Source organism: Mesorhizobium sp. RSR565B, from assembly GCF_054719465.1.
The window spans coordinates 4,256,658-4,271,578 of record NZ_JBTTIE010000001.1 but is presented as its reverse complement, the minus strand read 5'-3'; the positions used below and the strand labels follow the sequence as shown (position 1 = coordinate 4,271,578).

Genomic DNA, 14,921 nt, shown 5'->3' with positions numbered 1-14,921 from the left:
CATGTTCGATTGGCTGATCGTCGGCGCGGGTTTCGCCGGCAGTGTGCTTGCCGAACGGATAGCGTCGCAGCGTCAGGAAAGCGTTTTGCTGATCGATCGCCGCAGCCATGTGGGAGGCAACGCCTACGACTGCTACAATGAAGCCGGCATCCTCATCCATCGCTACGGCCCGCACATCTTCCACACCAACAGCCAAACGATCGTGGACCACCTTTCGCAGTTCACGCAATGGCGGCCGTACGAGCACAGGGTGTTGGCGGCCGTGGACGGGCAACTGGTTCCCATCCCGATCAATCTCGACACCATCAACCGGCTTTACGGGCTAGACCTGACCTCGGCACAGCTGGAGGATTTCTTCGCGTCGCGACGCGAAACGGTGGAGGATGTCCGAACGGCTGAGGACGTCGTCGTCAGCACCGTGGGGCGCGAGCTCTATGAAAAATTCTTCCGCGGCTACACAAGAAAGCAATGGGGCGTCGATCCCAGTCAGCTGAGCAAATCCGTGACGGCACGAGTGCCGACCAGGACCAACCGTGACGACCGCTATTTCAGCGACAGCTTCCAGAAAATGCCGGCCGGCGGGTACACGCGGATGTTCGAACGCATGCTCGATCATCCGAACATCAAGATCATGCTGCAGACCGACTTCCGTGAAATTCGTGAGAAGATACCGTTCAGGCGCATGGTTTATACCGGCCCGATCGATGAATATTTCGGCTGGCAGCTCGGGCACCTTCCGTACCGTTCGCTTCGTTTCGAGCACGTTACACTGGATTGCGAGCAATTTCAGCCGGTTGCCGTGGTCAATTATCCCCAGACGGAAGATTACACGCGCATTACCGAGTACAAACATCTGACCGGCCAGCAGAGTTCGCGGACCAGCCTGACCTACGAATACCCCACGGACATCGGGGACCCGTACTATCCCGTGCCCCGGCCCGAAAACGAAGTGCTCTACAAGCGCTATGAAGCGCTCGCGGCAAGCTGCCCAGACGTGTGGTTTGTCGGCCGGCTTGCAACTTACCGCTATTACAACATGGACCAGGTAGTCGGACAGGCTCTGGCCACTTTCGCGCGCATCCAAAAAAGCCTCCCGGCCTGGGCACGCACGGAGGAGCCGTTGTTGGCCGAGCCGAGAAGATAGTTTCTTCCAAGACGGAAGATCGGGCGGGTATCAGAAGGAGAAACTCGATGGATACAAACTTCAACTCGGAAAGCCGCGAGATATTTATCGTCGGCTTGCGCAACGCGCACGCCATGGAAAATCAAGCGCTGTCGATCATGAAGCCTCAGGTCGAGCGTATAGAGAACTATCCGGAGGTGGCCGATCGCTTGCGCCGGCACATTCAGGAAACCGAAGGCCAGATCACGAGACTCGAGTCCGTCCTGGAGGGCCTTGGTGAGGAGCACTCCACCCTCAAGGACACTGCCTTGTCGATGGTTGGCAGCGTGGCCGCCATTGGACATTCGATGGCCGGCGACGAGATCATCAAGAACAGCCTGGCGAATTTCGCATTCGAGAACTACGAGATTGCTGCCTACAATTCGCTGCTGGTACTGGCCGACGCCGGGGGCTTCCAGGATGCTGAAAGGGCCCTCAAGCAGAACCTGAACGAAGAGGAAGCCATGGCCAACTGGCTCAAGGAAAATCTGAGCGACGTTACCATGCGATATGCCAGGCTGCGCGAGGCTGGGGCGACTGCAAAAAGCTGATGCACCGCACCGGCGCGGGCGGCGTTTCGAAACAGACGCCCGCCCGCCCCTCCCTCGTTTGAGGCCCCTTCAAGGCATCGTGTCCGCGACGAGAAGAGCTTGCTGACGGGCCAGTTCATCTGCTGTGGGTTTGCGCAGGTGTCGCCTGCCGTCAGCCTGGATGACGGAAAACAAACCGACCTCGGCATGTCGCGAATTGTCCCAGCCCGGGTAGGCCGTTATCGGGTACAGGCAAATTCCCTCGATCGGCGCTCCGAGACTGATTGCGGAACGCACCTCGTCGCAGACATAGTGGAGCCAAGCCGGCCCGCCGGATCCCTCGGAGCCGGTCTCCGCAATGAACATCGGCTTGCCGTACCGGTGAGCAACTTCTAGCAACATTTCCGACAGGGCGCGGTACTCGTGGTGTCCCATCGGAATCGTCGGCCCGTTTACGTACCATTGATTGTGCGGGTAAAAATTCAAGCCCACGACATCGACAACATCTTCGCTCCCGCCCAACTCAGGTTCGACGCGGCCCAGCAACATGTCGTAAGCTTCGAACTGTCCCTGTCGGGCGTTTTCGGCCCGGCGCCGTTCGCTGCGGGTCCGGTCACGAGGGGCGATATGGATAAGCGGCTCGGCCCAGACAAATCTGCAGGCGGGATCGATCTCCCGCATTGCACGAACACCCGCGATGGCGGCCTTGACGAGGTGCCGCTTGAACCATCCACGTTTGTTCGGCCCCACGCGCGGGAAATAGCCGACCTCGACAGCCCATGCGAAAAACGAGATTTCGTTGATGGGGCACAACAGAGGCGATGTTCCGGTGATCGAACGGTGTACCTTGACGGCTTCTGCCGCGAACGAGGCATAGGCGTCGATGAAATGCAGCGAGCCCTGATCGACATGGTCCGGAGATCCGTAGTGAAAGATGTCCCAGATTACCTGAACACCTGCCGATCGGGCTGCCTCGACCATTGGCGCCCAACTTGACCAGTCATAGGTTCCGGGAGCGGTTTCGATCAAATGCCAACGCAGGCCGTCGCGGATGGTGCGAAGGCCGAGTTCGGCGCAGCCGCGGTAGTCGCCCAGGGCATGCAAATTATGCGAGGTCGCACGAATAAGATCGAGGCGAACGCCGTCCTTGCGCCGGTGCGAGGAGCATTCAAAGCCTGCCATGAAAAAACTGGCGAAGCGCGAAGCTTCCGGAACCGAGGCCTCCGTCTGGCGTCCCACTTCGCTCATTTTTCGAAGTCTCCTTTGGGCAATCGGCTTCGAACTCGGCCGCCTTGTCCGGACCGGGAACCGCGTTGGCGAAATACCGAATTCAGTCGGGCGCGCCCCATGTTCGTTGCTCAGTCCAGCTCGTCCTTGCGTGGCCGGGTAGTGCCGAACCCATTGGTAGAGCCTTTGTTCCGGTGGTGAACTGTCCGGGCGCCGCGTGCAAATGAGGAACAAGGAGGCCCGTCCCAAGTTCGGGGCGATGTACAGCCGCCGTCATCCACTCGAGCGGCTGCTCGGCAACAACAGAGGCATGGGATCACATGACCGTTCAGATTCGACTTTCCGAGATCGACCACGCCAGGCGCGAGGATCGTGGCGACGGCGCTTGGAGCATCGCACCGGACCTGGGTTACTTGCGGCTAGCAATCGTCAATGTCGTGTTCTTCGGCGCACCGGGCAGCGGAGATCGGAACTGGGTGCTGATCGATACCGGGTTGCCGACGTCTCGCAGCAGCATTCTAGCGGTCGCGGAAAAGCGGTTCGGCGTCAACGCACGGCCGGCTGCAATCATCCTGACCCATGGCCATTTCGACCATGTGGGAACGGTTCTAGAACTCGCAAATGGCTGGGACGTGCCTGTCTTCGCCCATCCACTCGAGCACCCCTATTTGGACGGAACCACATCCTATCCGCCACCGGATCCCTGGGTTGGGGGTGGACTGATGGCGCTGCTTTCACCGCTTTTTCCACGCGGGCCAATCGATCTTGGCAGCCGTTTGCAACCCTTGCCCGCCGATGGATCGATCCCCGGAATGCCCGGATGGCAATGGCTGCACACACCCGGACATGCCCCTGGGCATATCTCGCTCTGGCGCGAGCAAGACCGCTCGCTCATCGTAGGAGACGCTTTCATCACCACCGGTCAGGAGTCGGTCTATGAAGTCGCCATTCAGGATCTCGAGATGCACGGTCCGCCGCGCTATTTCACGCCAGACTGGGATGCAGCGGAAAGGTCCGTGAAGCATCTGGCTGCCTTGGGCCCCCAGATGGTCATCAGTGGACACGGTGCGGCTGCTGCGGGAGTGGGCATGCGTCAGGCTCTCGATAATCTGGCTGAGCGATTCAGGGTATTCGCCGTCCCGCCGAAATTGAAATTCGTGCGGGAGCCAGCGTCGCCGATAGCTAGGCCAATCGAGCCGCCATCGTTCTGAATGGCCAGATTGGGCCAAGGCGGGACCATCGGACAGAGTAACTCGGTCCAGCGGAACAAACCCGGCCGGCGACAGTTGGGGCACTCGCTCAGGTGGCGACACCCTGCGAAGTGCCGCGAGGTTCCGCGCCATGGGGAGGCTCAGATGGAAACCCGACGAACGCATGCCTCTAGCCCGCGTTCCCGCAAAGAGAGATTGCAGAGCCGGTGTTCTTGCCATCCAGCCCTAAGTTGACACGCCAACTGCTCTGGATCGTCGGAGGCGCATTCTTGCCCGGTTGCGCGGGGGGAGTGCTCGATCCCCAAGGACCAATTGGTGTCGGTAATCGCACGATCCTTTTGAACTCGCTGGCGGTGATGCTGGTGATCGTTGTTCCCACGCTTGTTGCACTTCTGGCATTCGCCTGGAAGTTCCGCGCCTCGAACAGCAACGCCCGCTATAACCCGGAGTTCACCTATTCGGGACGCGTGGAGTTGATCGTCTGGTCGATCCCGACGCTCACCATCCTGTTCATTGGCGGTCTGATCTACTACGGATCGTATCAGCTCGATCCGCGCAAACCGATCCCTTCTAGCCAGCCGCCGCTCGACATTCAGGTGGTGGCGCTCGACTGGAAATGGCTGTTCCTCTATCCCGAGCAGGGCGTGGGCGCTGTCAATCAACTGGTTATCCCCGCCGGTGTTCCAGTGCGTTTCAAGTTGACCTCGGCCAGCGTGATGAACACGTTCTTCGTGCCCCAGCTTGGCAGCATGGTCTACGTCATGAACGGCATGCAGACCGAATTGCATCTGCAGGCCGACCGCGAGGGCAGCTTTTTCGGCCAGTCGGCGCACTTCAGCGGCGACGGCTTCTCGGATATGAATTTCAGTGTGAGCGCGGTTTCAGCCGATGCCTTCACCCGCTGGGCGTCATCGCTGCGTGGCGGGGGCGGCGTGCTCAACGCCAACGCCTATCGCGAACTCGCCCGGCAAAGCACAAATGTGGCGCCGGCTTCCTTCGGTCATGTCCAGCCTGGGCTGTTCGAAGCGGTCGTTCAGCAGACGCTCCCACCGGGTCCGGGGCCTGCTGAGAGCGCAGCCAGCGGCGAGCCACAGGTGAGCCCAAGGGCATTACCCGCGGCGGCGGCAACGATGACCCATCATCCACAAGGCGCAGAATGACGATGCTGGGCAAGCTCGACTGGTCGGCCGTTCCTTTCGATCAACCTATCCCCCTCGGCGCAGCCCTTGGCGTCTTTCTGGCAGCAGCCGCCGTGCTTGGCTGGATAACGGTGAAGGGCTACTGGCCATATCTGTGGAGCGAGTGGATAAGCTCGGTCGACCACAAGCGCATCGGCGTGATGTACATTGTGCTGGCGATGCTCATGCTTCTTCGTGGTTTTATCGATGCTATCATGATGCGCACACAACAGGTGCTGGCGATTCACGGGCCGGGCTACCTCCCGCCGGAGCATTACGACCAGATCTTTTCCGCGCACGGCACGATCATGATCTTCTTCGCCGCGATGCCGTTCATGATCGGCCTGATGAATTTCGTCGTGCCGCTGCAGCTTGGCGTACGCGATGTCGCTTTTCCGACGCTCAATTCCGTCAGCTTCTGGCTGACGGCTTCCGGAGCCCTGCTGGTCAACATCTCGCTTGTGGTCGGCGAGTTCGCGCGCACCGGCTGGCTGCCCTATGCCCCTTTGTCGGAAACCGCCTACTCGCCGGGCGTCGGTGTCGATTATTATCTGTGGGCGATCCAGATCTCCGGCGTCGGCACGCTGCTCACCGGCGTCAACCTGGTGACGACCATCCTCAAGATGCGGGCGCCGGGAATGGGCTATCTGCGAATGCCGATGTTCTGCTGGACCTCGCTCGCGTCCAACCTGCTTATTGTCGCAGCCTTCCCGATCCTTACCGCCACGCTCGCAATGCTGACGCTGGACCGGTATCTCGGCTTCCACTTCTTCACCAACGAAGCTGGTGGAAATCAGATGATGTTCGTCAACCTGATCTGGGCGTGGGGCCATCCCGAAGTATACATCCTGGTGCTTCCCGCCTTCGGAATCTTTTCCGAGATTTTCTCGACTTTTTCATCGAAGCCGCTGTTCGGATACCGTTCGATGGTCGCGGCCACGATGTTCATCTGCATCGTCTCGTTCATGGTCTGGCTGCATCACTTCTTCACCATGGGTGCCGGAGCGGACGTTAATGCCGCCTTCGGCATCGCCACGTCGGTCATTGCCGTGGGAACCGGTGTGAAAATCTACAACTGGCTCTTCACCATGTATGGCGGGCGCGTTCGTTTCGACACGCCGATGCTTTGGGCACTGGCTTTCGTGACCACCTTCACCGTCGGCGGCATGACTGGCGTCCTGCTTGCCGTCCCGCCGGCCGACTTCGTGCTACACAATTCCCTTTTCCTCGTCGCGCATTTCCATAATGTCATCATCTCCGGCGTGTTGTTTGGAGCATTCGCCGGCTTCACCTACTGGTTCCCCAAGGCGTTCGGCTTCCGTTTGCACGAAGGCTGGGGAAAGGCGGCATTTTGGGTCACCTTGGCCGGCTACATGCTGGTCTTCGTACCGCTCTATATTGTCGGTCTGCTCGGCATGACGCGGCGCCTGCAACATATCGATATGGACCTTTGGGCACCGTGGCTGGTGGTGGCCGCTTTCGGCGTGGTGGTGATGATCGCCGGCGCGGCGCTGCAGATCACACAGCTTTTCGTTTCGATCCGGCATCGCGACAAGTTTCGCGACGAAACCGGCGACCCGTGGGACGGGCGTTCGCTGGAGTGGTCGACATCTTCTCCTCCTCCTGTCTTCAATTATGCACGGCTGCCTCACGTGGAAGACGAAGAGCCCTACTGGAGCATCAAGCAACGAGGGATCGAACAGAGCTCGGACGAGGAAAAGGCATATGAGCCGATCGAGATGCCTCGCAACAGCCCGACTGGCTTCGTCACCGCCTTCTTCAGCACACTGATCGGCTTCGCGCTGATCTGGCATATATGGTGGCTGGCGATCGTCGGCTTCATCGGCGCCTACGCAACCTTCGTCGTATTCGCCTGGCGCGATCATGGAGACTACGAGATCCCTGTCGACGAGGTCGCCCGCATCGATCATGACCACAAGGCAGCCCAGTTTGCCTGGCTGCGCGGGTGGGAGCGCCCGGCATGAGCGATCACGCATTCTCCGGCGACATCAGCGCCGGCACCCAGGCACGGGACCCGTATCGGCTTAATCACACCGGTCGGCATGCGGTGCGCTCTGCGACGGGCCACGGAGAAGGCGGCCCGGCCTCAAAGTTCGTCACGGTGACCTACGGCTTCTGGATCTTTCTCCTGTCCGACATCATCATGTTCTCGGCATTTTTCGCCACCTACGCCGTGCTCGCCAAGGCAACCGCCGGCGGACCGACAGGCAAGGATCTGTTCGAACCGACACGGGTTGCGGTCCAGACGGGCCTTCTGCTCACTTCGAGCTTCACCGGCGGCGTGGCAACACTCGCCACCCGTCGCAGATCAATGGCTGCCACGCAGTTCTGGCTTCTCGTCACGGGGTTGCTCGGGGCAGCGTTCCTGTTCCTGGAACTACAGGAGTTCGCGGCAATGATCGGCGAGCAGGCAGGCCCCTCGCGCAGCGCATTTCTTTCTGCCTTCTTTGCGCTCGTTGGCTGCCACGGTGCCCACGTCGGTCTCGGCCTGCTCTGGCTGGGAACGATGATGGCGCAGCTGTGGGTCAAGGGCTTTCGGCCCGACATCTTGCGGCGGCTCCACTGCTTCGGGCTCTTCTGGCACGCCCTCGACATCATCTGGGTTGCCATCTTCACCCTGGTCTATCTGCTGGGAGCATCGTCATGACCGAGTTCGAGAGCAAGACCGGCGAGTTGCAGGACCGCCGCGATTCAGCGCCGGGCGAGGAACACATAAGCGAGCACGAAACGGCTGGGGGCCTCTCGGGCTATGTGCTCGGCTTCGGCCTGGCTATCCTGCTCACGATCGCGTCATTCCTGGCGGCGCGAACCGACCTGATTTACCAGCCCGCGGTCATCTCGGCCCTGGTGGTGCTCGCCGTTGCGCAGATGGGCGTGCATCTTGTCTTCTTTCTGCACCTGACCACCGGGCCGGACAACACCAACAACATCCTGGCGCTGGCCTTCGGCGTGCTGATCGTCGCGCTGGTGGTTCTGGGCTCTATCTGGATCATGGCCCATCTGAATGAAAACATGGCTGCCATGACACCCCATCAAGCCGGAACCATGCCTTGAACGCTCCCCGCGAACGCACGGCCGCCCGCAGCGCCATTCGCACGGATGGCCCCAGGAGACAAAAGGCTCGTCAGATCTCGTGCTTTGGCTGGGCTGCGCGTAGGGCATCAAGCGCTAAGCGAACCGCATCGATGCCTGAGACGCTGGGCTGGATAGGCCTGAAAATCAGGCGGCCGTTCCGGTAGTCCAGGCCCAACGCCTTGCTGTTCCGCCATTGGGACGCCGACGGCTTGTTCCGAGGGGTGATCGCGATGGCCTCGGGACCGACATCGACTTTGCCGACGCCCAATTCCGACGCTGCTATTCGCAACCTGGTAAATTCCAGCAAAAGGGCTACTTCGCCAGGCATGTCTCCAAAGCGGTCCTCGAGCTCTTCGCTGAATGTATCGAGGTCCGGCTCCGAACGGATGCGGGAGAGCCGCGCATAGAGGCCAACGCGCACCGTAGGCTCGTCGACATAGCTCTCGGGAAAAGCCCCCTTTCCCGAGCCATTGATCTCGGCAAGTTGCTTGCTGAAGTTGGCCCCTCCGCCAGCCGCCGAGACCGCCCGCTCCAGCAAGTGCTCGTACAAGCCCACTCCGATCAGCTTCATATGCCCGGCCTGGTCTTCGCCGAAAAGATCTCCGGCGCCACGCAGGTCGAGGTCTCTTTGACTGATTGCCAGGCCGGAGCCGAGCCGATCGAGCGCAAGCATCGTCGAAAGCCGGGCCCTGGTGCCGTCGGCCAGTTCAACGCCAGGCTGGGTCAGAAGAAACGCAACGGCCTGCACCGCCCCCCTTCCGACCCGGCCCCGCAACTGGTGCAACTGCGCCAGACCGAACCGGTCGGGGCGCCAAACGATGACGGTGTTGGCCCGCGGCACATCGAGGCCGCTCTCGATGATGTCGGTGCTCAACAAAATGTCGCCATCACCGTCGGCGAATCCGACCATGACTTCGTCCAGCTGTCTCCCCTTCATTTCACCATGCGCCGTCTTGACCCCGAGTTCCGGCACCAGTCTGTTCAGCTGGTCACAGGCCGGGGCAATATCCTCGATCCGCGGGACCACGAAGAAGCTCTGTCCACCCCGGTGAAATTCACGCAGGAGGGCCGCGCGCACCGATGCTGGATCGAACGCTGCCAAGATCGTGCGAACGGGACGTCGTTTGGCGGGCGGAGAGTTTAGAACGCTGACGTCCTGGATGCCCGACAACGCCGATTGCAGCGTCCGGGGTATCGGTGTGGCGCTCATGCTCAGCGTATGGAGGCGAGGCGTCATGGTCCGCAGGGCCCGCTTCAACTTGACCCCGAACCGGTGCTCCTCGTCGATCACCAGCAGTCCAAGATTGGCGAAGGTGACGCTCCTGGACGCCAGGGCCTGAGTACCCACAACGACCGCAACCTGGCCGCTCCGCAGACCCTCTTTTGCCGCTCTCGCCTCCGCTGCCCCGACCATCCTAGAAAGGTGGGCGACCTGCAGGCCGGTTCCTGCGAAGCGGCGGCTGAACGTCTCATAGTGCTGTCGTGCCAACACAGTTGTCGGCGCTATGATAGCAACCTGTTTCCCGCAGAAAGCCGCGGCGGCGCAAGCACGCAGGGCGACCTCTGTCTTGCCGAAGCCGACATCGCCGCAGACGAGCCGGTTCATTGTTCTTCCCGACGAAAGATCATCGAGCACAGCGCGGATGGCGGCCGCTTGGTCGGGCGTCTCCGTATAGGGAAATCTCGCCGCAAAACGGGCCAAGTCCGTGCGGGAGGGCTTTATGATCTCGGCAGGCTGGCTGGACCTGATTTTGGCAAGACTCAAGAGGCGTTTGGCCAGCCTGTCGATCTCGCGCAACGCAGCTTCGCGTCGCTTCGGCCAGCCCTCGCCTTTGAGGCGATCAAGCGACACTGCCTCCGGTTCCGAGCCGTAGCGCCATATTCGTCCAAAGTCGTCGACCGGAACCAGCAAGGAAGCCCCGCCATGATATTCCAGTCTGACGACATCCTGTTGCTGGCCAGCCAACTCGACCTGTTCGACCGCGGCGAGCACGCCCAGGCCATGGTCTTCATGGACGACGACATCGCCAATGCGCAACTCGGGTTCGAGTATGCCCGTGGTCGCGCTCCCGCTCGCCTTTAACGCGGGCCCAAACAGGTCGGATGCGGCCACCACGGCGATATTGGATTGCGCGTCGACAAACCCTTCGTCGAGGACGAATTCAGCCTTGAGAACAGAGCCCCTCGCGGCCGAAAGGATTTGCGGCAAGTCGGCCGCTTCCTCTGCCCGCCGGCCTAGTCTCCTATCGAGCAGGCGATCTGCTCGCTGCAGTTCAGAGGCATCGCCGGTGAACACTACTCTGACTCCGGCACTCGTCTGCCCTCTGATGAATTCCGCGAAATCATGCCCGGGTCGGGCCTGGCGGAAGAATTTGGGAACTCCCACGGCAGAAACGGCTAGTCTCACGCAGCAGCGGTTAAGCAGAGCAGCGTCCCACTCTTCACGGGATAGGTAAAATCGTCCCGGCAAACGTTTTTTCGTTCCGGCTGCCTCCTGCCTGGCACGACGTGCATCCTCGACCAGATCCAGAATTCTGCCGAGCGGCTGCCCGTCGGTCCCTTCAAGGAAGGAGATCGAAGCGCTGGATGCCGCATCGAAGACGGATGGCATAGCGCCATACGATGCGACCAGGCGCTCCTCCATCGACGTCGTGCGCATCGCTGTCAACTCAGGATGCTCACCAGCTTTAAAGATCAGCTCGGATGCCGGTCCGACCGTAATCGAGTCTCGAACCTGATCGCTGAGCTGACTGAGCGGGTCGTAGGTCTTGAGCTGCCGGATGCAGGCATCGGGATCAACGATGACGCGAACGGGGCCATCCGCGCCAGCAGGGAAAATATCGATGAGATCGCCCCGAAAGGCTATCTCACCCGGTTCGTCGACCCTCTCGTCGACGACATAGCCAATGGCTTCGGACCAGGTTCTGAAATCGTCACGGTCGAGCTTTTGTCCCACCTCCAGAATTGTGAAACCGCCAGCGATGACCGGAGCAGGCGGCACCCGCTGCAGAATGGCTTCGAGCGACATTACAGCGATGCGCGGGCGATCCGGCTTCGTTGCGATCTCACGCAACGCACGAAGCCTTCGCCCCATATTGGCGCGTGTGGGCCACACCCTGTCGTAAGGCAGGCAATCCCAGGACGGCAGCAAGATTATATCCGCGTCAGGCAGGAACTGACGCAAGGCGCCGGCGATCTCCTCGGCACTGCGTTCCGAGGGAGCTATATGGATGATGTGCTTGTCCCGACTGGTCTCCAGGCCACGGGCCAGCGCTACCGCGATTGCTGAGGATGGCGGTCCGCCGTGCTCTATCGCAAACCCGCTGTCATCCGTGTGATCGATTTGTTCGACATCCGTCCGCGAAATATGCCTGTTCACTGAAATCTCACCTTGCCACTGAGACAACGTCAGCGGAGCCACCCCGTTCCTGGCGGCGCATCAAAGAGTTCCAGGACGGGCTGCGGGTGCAGCCCTTGAATGGGCGGAGCGACAGGGTCAAAGCTGCGCCGTGATCGGCGAACTCCTGGGGCTGGCTGCCCAGCGGGAAAATTTCTAGCCGAGCCTATGTCATAGGTTAATGCATTGCTGCCTTGCTCACCTATGGCTGTCCTAAAAAACTGGTGCTTCGATCATTCCGGGATCTTCAACCACGCTCGACGCTGGCAAAACGCTCCAGGCATGGGACCATGCCGCACGGCGGCGCCTTCTGCCGCCGCGCATATGTCCCCATGCCAGTCGGAACTTTTGGCGCGGATAATAGTTCGATCACCAACATCAGCCAGGTAGTCAATTTGTTCCCCACCTCATCCTCGGATGTACTCATTCGCAAGCTTCAGACCATCTCGGATCTTCGAGAGGCCGACATCGGCGTTCTGAAAGGCATTCCGATCCAGGAGAAGGAATATTTGGCCAACCACGATCTGGTGCGTGAGGGCGACCGTCCTGTTTACTCGTTTGTCGTTCTTGATGGCTTGGTCGGTTCCACCAAACATACGGGCGAAGGAAAGCGACAAATCACATCATTCTTCGTCGCCGGCGACATTCCTGATCTGCATGGGCTGCATCTGTCGGTCATGGATTGTAACTTCTCGACCCTTACGCCGGCGCGAATAGGTTTCATGCGGCATGACACCCTGCGTGCCGTTTGCGACCAGCACCCTCGCATCGCCACCGCTTTTTGGCGGTCGACGTTGATAGATGCCGCGATTTATAGGGAGTGGGTCATCAATGTGGGAAGACGCGAGGCATACACCCGCATGGCTCACATCCTGTGCGAACTGATTTTTCGCTTGCGCTCCATGGGGCGCATTGAGGATCACGTGGCGGATATCCCCATTACACAGGCGGCCCTTGGCGATGCGCTGGGTTTGTCCACGGTCCACGTCAACCGGATGCTCCAGGAACTACGACGCAGAGGCCTCATTGCCACCTCGGGATCAAAAGTTCACGCACTGGACTGGGCTGGCCTCACTCACGCAGGAGATTTCGACACGACCTACCTGCACCAAAGGAACCCCGCAGATTAGCAGTGACGGAAGCTCTCCGATGGCACGATTTTTCTTCGACAGCGGCGATGGCGATCTCATCTTCGAGGACGAAATAGGTGTCGAATGCGCTGGCCTCGAAGAGGTCCGCCGCGCGGGATTCGAGGGCCTTGTCGACCTCACGAGAGAGTCACTGAAGAGCGTCGACGGGCAGCAATTGTTTATCGAAGTGCGTGATGAAAACGGCGCCAAGATTTTGCGGCTGAGCCTCTCGCTTCGGGTAAAATCGAACGTATAAATTTGCACTCTACGCGCAGCGTTAGGCGAGCGGACTGGGACTGCAAACATCCACTGGCATGTCGTGTCTCAAAACCAGGCCACTTTTGAGCGACATGCATTAACCCATAGATTGTGCCTCGATTTGTGTACAGGACAGGGAACCATCAAAGAGCCGCCGAGTTCGTCCAACGGACAAGCCCGGAATCTAACATGGAAGAAATCGGCAAGGCACAACAAAAGGTCATAGCCCGCCTCATACGGGAGTGGATTTCATCGGACGCCAATCGTCGCCAGCTTCGCCAGTTGCTGGATCTGCCGACAGATGCGGACATGCCCAGCGAGCATCGGTCATTGCTTGATGAACTCGACCGAAAGCTCAACCAATGAGCGCCCCTGCTTTCGGGAGGGCTTCCGAGTGGATGCGAGCCGGTGGCGAGGGAAAGGAGCTGAGGTCGACATCTGGTTGAGGCCGCCGACATTTGACCCAAGCAGACGCGAACGCTTTACGCCGGACGGCGCCGATTGGCCGAAGAAAGAATGTTCGGTGGTTTCGTGGAGCCGCGGTCCGATTCCTAGAGGTGAGTTTCTGCACCTTGCTGCGCGTTTAAAAGTTGAGAAACGGCAGTTACGATCTGCGGCAGAAAAAAGGGCTTGGTGATCATTATGCTGTTGGGCACACCTTCCGCTCCCCAGTGTACCGCGCTGTCGCCACTGATATAGACAACCGGGATGGTCGAGTTGGACCTTCGCAAGTGCCGAGCGACCTCCCACCCCGACTGTCCTGCTCCCAGACGGATGTCCGTGAGCACGGCCTTGAACTTGGTCGGATCGGGGTCGAAAGCCGCCAGCGCCTCGGCGGCACTCCGAGTGCCGACGACCTGGAAGCCGGCCTCCTCCAAAGCTGACTCGAGGTCGAGCAGGATCATTGTCTCATCTTCGACGATCAGAACAGCACCTTCGCTCATCCGGAATCTCCCCAAGCCGCCACCGCTAATACGAGTTCGGCGTCAACTTGGTTCCATCTGACGCGCAGCAGCCTGTTGGTATCGAAGCTCTACGCTGCCTCGATTGCGCGGCGGACTTGTGACGTCGGGAAGCCACCCTGGAAAAGGCCGACACCGGCTTAGCTGCTTCGACAGCCTTGGACAATGAGGCTGAATTACATGTTGTAGCCGACGCTTAACCGTTGCCAACGAGGTCGCTTTGATCAAGCGTTCTCCTGATCTCCAGAAGCTTGCTGGATCTGCGTCATCACCTTTTGGGGATCCACATTCTCGGCGAGTTCCGGCAGCTCTTTGTCGGCCGGGGTCGAGATATTCAGACGCGCCGTCAAGGCAGCCACCATCTCGATCAGCCGCGTGGTTTCATGTTCGTTCAGAAGGCTGATCTGCAAATCCAGTTCGGCTCGCCGCTCGCTGTGTGCGGCCATTCTGTTCTGATTGATCAGCACGAAAGTAGACAGGAAGATTGCCTCAACCGAGGCGACCATGGCTAGGATCACGAAAGTCGGGTCCCAAGCTGGGACGACTGGTATCGCGCCAAGGTTCGCGAGGACCCAGACGACAAGAATTGCAAGGTGCAGATAGACGAAAGTCATGCTTCCCGCGAAGCGCGAAACGGCGCCGGCGACCCACGCTTGAACGCCTTGGTGCTCCTCTTGCTGTCGCCTGTGCTCCACCAGGGCCTGTATGTTCTGGTGGAGCACCGACTGCATGTCGGCTGGACGTTGGTCGCTCATTGAAAGCCCCGTTTG

At 60.1% G+C, this 14,921-nt stretch carries 14 protein-coding genes; 10 read left to right on the top strand and 4 right to left on the bottom strand.

All coding sequences use genetic code 11. The features are described from left to right. Position 1 precedes the first annotated feature (1 nt). Both glf and ACYG9R_RS20515 read left to right on the top strand, forming a co-directional pair. Complete coding sequence (gene glf, locus ACYG9R_RS20520; protein ID WP_023681140.1) at positions 2-1,144, top strand: UDP-galactopyranose mutase; 1,143 nt, start codon at positions 2-4, stop codon at positions 1,142-1,144. A gap of 47 nt (positions 1,145-1,191) precedes the next feature. Further along, complete coding sequence (locus ACYG9R_RS20515) at positions 1,192-1,713, top strand: ferritin-like domain-containing protein (RefSeq protein WP_023687824.1); 522 nt, start codon at positions 1,192-1,194, stop codon at positions 1,711-1,713. A gap of 69 nt (positions 1,714-1,782) precedes the next feature. Here ACYG9R_RS20515 and ACYG9R_RS20510 read toward each other — a convergent pair whose 3' ends face one another. Continuing rightward, entirely contained in the window at positions 1,783-2,940 is a 1,158-nt protein-coding gene (locus tag ACYG9R_RS20510) for a hypothetical protein (protein ID WP_023824793.1), read from the bottom strand. Positions 2,941-3,239: 299 nt separating this feature from the next. Here ACYG9R_RS20510 and ACYG9R_RS20505 point away from each other — a divergent pair, with 299 nt between their 5' ends. The 5 genes from ACYG9R_RS20505 to cyoD all read left to right on the top strand — a co-directional run bounded on the left by ACYG9R_RS20505 (position 3,240) and on the right by cyoD (position 8,383). Continuing rightward, complete coding sequence (locus tag ACYG9R_RS20505; protein ID WP_023668030.1) at positions 3,240-4,130, top strand: MBL fold metallo-hydrolase; 891 nt, start codon at positions 3,240-3,242, stop codon at positions 4,128-4,130. Between the two features lie 230 nt (positions 4,131-4,360). Then, entirely contained in the window at positions 4,361-5,290 is a 930-nt protein-coding gene (gene cyoA, locus ACYG9R_RS20500) for a ubiquinol oxidase subunit II (RefSeq protein ID WP_245260110.1), read from the top strand. A gap of 2 nt (positions 5,291-5,292) precedes the next feature. After that, positions 5,293-7,293 (top strand): cytochrome o ubiquinol oxidase subunit I, encoded by a 2,001-nt coding sequence (gene cyoB / locus ACYG9R_RS20495; protein ID WP_023824792.1) that lies wholly within the window; start codon positions 5,293-5,295, stop codon positions 7,291-7,293. Further along, positions 7,290-7,976, top strand: a complete 687-nt coding sequence (locus ACYG9R_RS20490) for a cytochrome (ubi)quinol oxidase subunit III (RefSeq protein ID WP_023668027.1) — start codon at positions 7,290-7,292, stop codon at positions 7,974-7,976. Before cyoB ends, ACYG9R_RS20490 begins: the two co-directional genes overlap by 4 nt. After that, a complete protein-coding gene (gene cyoD, locus ACYG9R_RS20485) occupies positions 7,973-8,383 on the top strand; it encodes a cytochrome o ubiquinol oxidase subunit IV (protein WP_023668026.1) in 411 nt (136 codons plus the stop codon). The genes ACYG9R_RS20490 and cyoD overlap by 4 nt, the downstream gene beginning before the upstream one ends. 70 nt (positions 8,384-8,453) lie before the next feature. On the opposite strand, the gene ACYG9R_RS20480 is transcribed toward cyoD, so the two are convergent. Continuing rightward, positions 8,454-11,783: a DEAD/DEAH box helicase gene (locus ACYG9R_RS20480; protein WP_032886946.1), complete on the bottom strand. Its 3,330-nt coding sequence runs from the start codon at positions 11,781-11,783 to the stop codon at positions 8,454-8,456. Between the two features lie 212 nt (positions 11,784-11,995). On the opposite strand from ACYG9R_RS20480, the gene ACYG9R_RS20475 reads away from it, so the two are divergent. The 3 genes from ACYG9R_RS20475 to ACYG9R_RS20465 all read left to right on the top strand — a co-directional run bounded on the left by ACYG9R_RS20475 (position 11,996) and on the right by ACYG9R_RS20465 (position 13,555). Continuing rightward, positions 11,996-12,931: a Crp/Fnr family transcriptional regulator gene (locus ACYG9R_RS20475; protein ID WP_245260109.1), complete on the top strand. Its 936-nt coding sequence runs from the start codon at positions 11,996-11,998 to the stop codon at positions 12,929-12,931. A gap of 19 nt (positions 12,932-12,950) precedes the next feature. Further along, positions 12,951-13,187, top strand: a complete 237-nt coding sequence (locus ACYG9R_RS20470; RefSeq protein WP_023668023.1) for a DUF6894 family protein — start codon at positions 12,951-12,953, stop codon at positions 13,185-13,187. 191 nt (positions 13,188-13,378) lie between these two features. Further along, positions 13,379-13,555, top strand: a complete 177-nt coding sequence (locus ACYG9R_RS20465) for a hypothetical protein (protein WP_023687819.1) — start codon at positions 13,379-13,381, stop codon at positions 13,553-13,555. A 185-nt stretch (positions 13,556-13,740) separates the two neighbouring features. Here the strand turns inward: ACYG9R_RS20465 and ACYG9R_RS20460 are convergent, their stop codons facing one another. Then, the gene (locus ACYG9R_RS20460) at positions 13,741-14,133 is read right to left on the bottom strand and encodes a response regulator (protein WP_023714651.1); all 393 of its coding nucleotides are present in this window, start codon (positions 14,131-14,133) and stop codon (positions 13,741-13,743) included. A 242-nt stretch (positions 14,134-14,375) separates the two neighbouring features. Next, entirely contained in the window at positions 14,376-14,906 is a 531-nt protein-coding gene (locus tag ACYG9R_RS20455; protein WP_023714652.1) for a DUF1003 domain-containing protein, read from the bottom strand. Positions 14,907-14,921: the final 15 nt, after the last annotated feature.

Bases quoted from the DNA above. Each gene is read 5' to 3' on its own strand.
- glf (WP_023681140.1), top strand. From the start codon at position 2: ATGTTCGATTGGCTGATCGTCGGCGCGGGTTTCGCCGGCAGTGTGCTT.
- ACYG9R_RS20515 (WP_023687824.1), top strand. From the start codon at position 1,192: ATGGATACAAACTTCAACTCGGAAAGCCGCGAGATATTTATCGTCGGC.
- ACYG9R_RS20510 (WP_023824793.1), bottom strand. From the start codon at position 2,940: ATGAGCGAAGTGGGACGCCAGACGGAGGCCTCGGTTCCGGAAGCTTCG.
- ACYG9R_RS20505 (WP_023668030.1), top strand. From the start codon at position 3,240: ATGACCGTTCAGATTCGACTTTCCGAGATCGACCACGCCAGGCGCGAG.
- cyoB (WP_023824792.1), top strand. From the start codon at position 5,293: ATGCTGGGCAAGCTCGACTGGTCGGCCGTTCCTTTCGATCAACCTATC.
- ACYG9R_RS20490 (WP_023668027.1), top strand. From the start codon at position 7,290: ATGAGCGATCACGCATTCTCCGGCGACATCAGCGCCGGCACCCAGGCA.
- cyoD (WP_023668026.1), top strand. From the start codon at position 7,973: ATGACCGAGTTCGAGAGCAAGACCGGCGAGTTGCAGGACCGCCGCGAT.
- ACYG9R_RS20470 (WP_023668023.1), top strand. From the start codon at position 12,951: ATGGCACGATTTTTCTTCGACAGCGGCGATGGCGATCTCATCTTCGAG.
- ACYG9R_RS20465 (WP_023687819.1), top strand. From the start codon at position 13,379: ATGGAAGAAATCGGCAAGGCACAACAAAAGGTCATAGCCCGCCTCATA.
- ACYG9R_RS20460 (WP_023714651.1), bottom strand. From the start codon at position 14,133: ATGAGCGAAGGTGCTGTTCTGATCGTCGAAGATGAGACAATGATCCTG.
- ACYG9R_RS20455 (WP_023714652.1), bottom strand. From the start codon at position 14,906: ATGAGCGACCAACGTCCAGCCGACATGCAGTCGGTGCTCCACCAGAAC.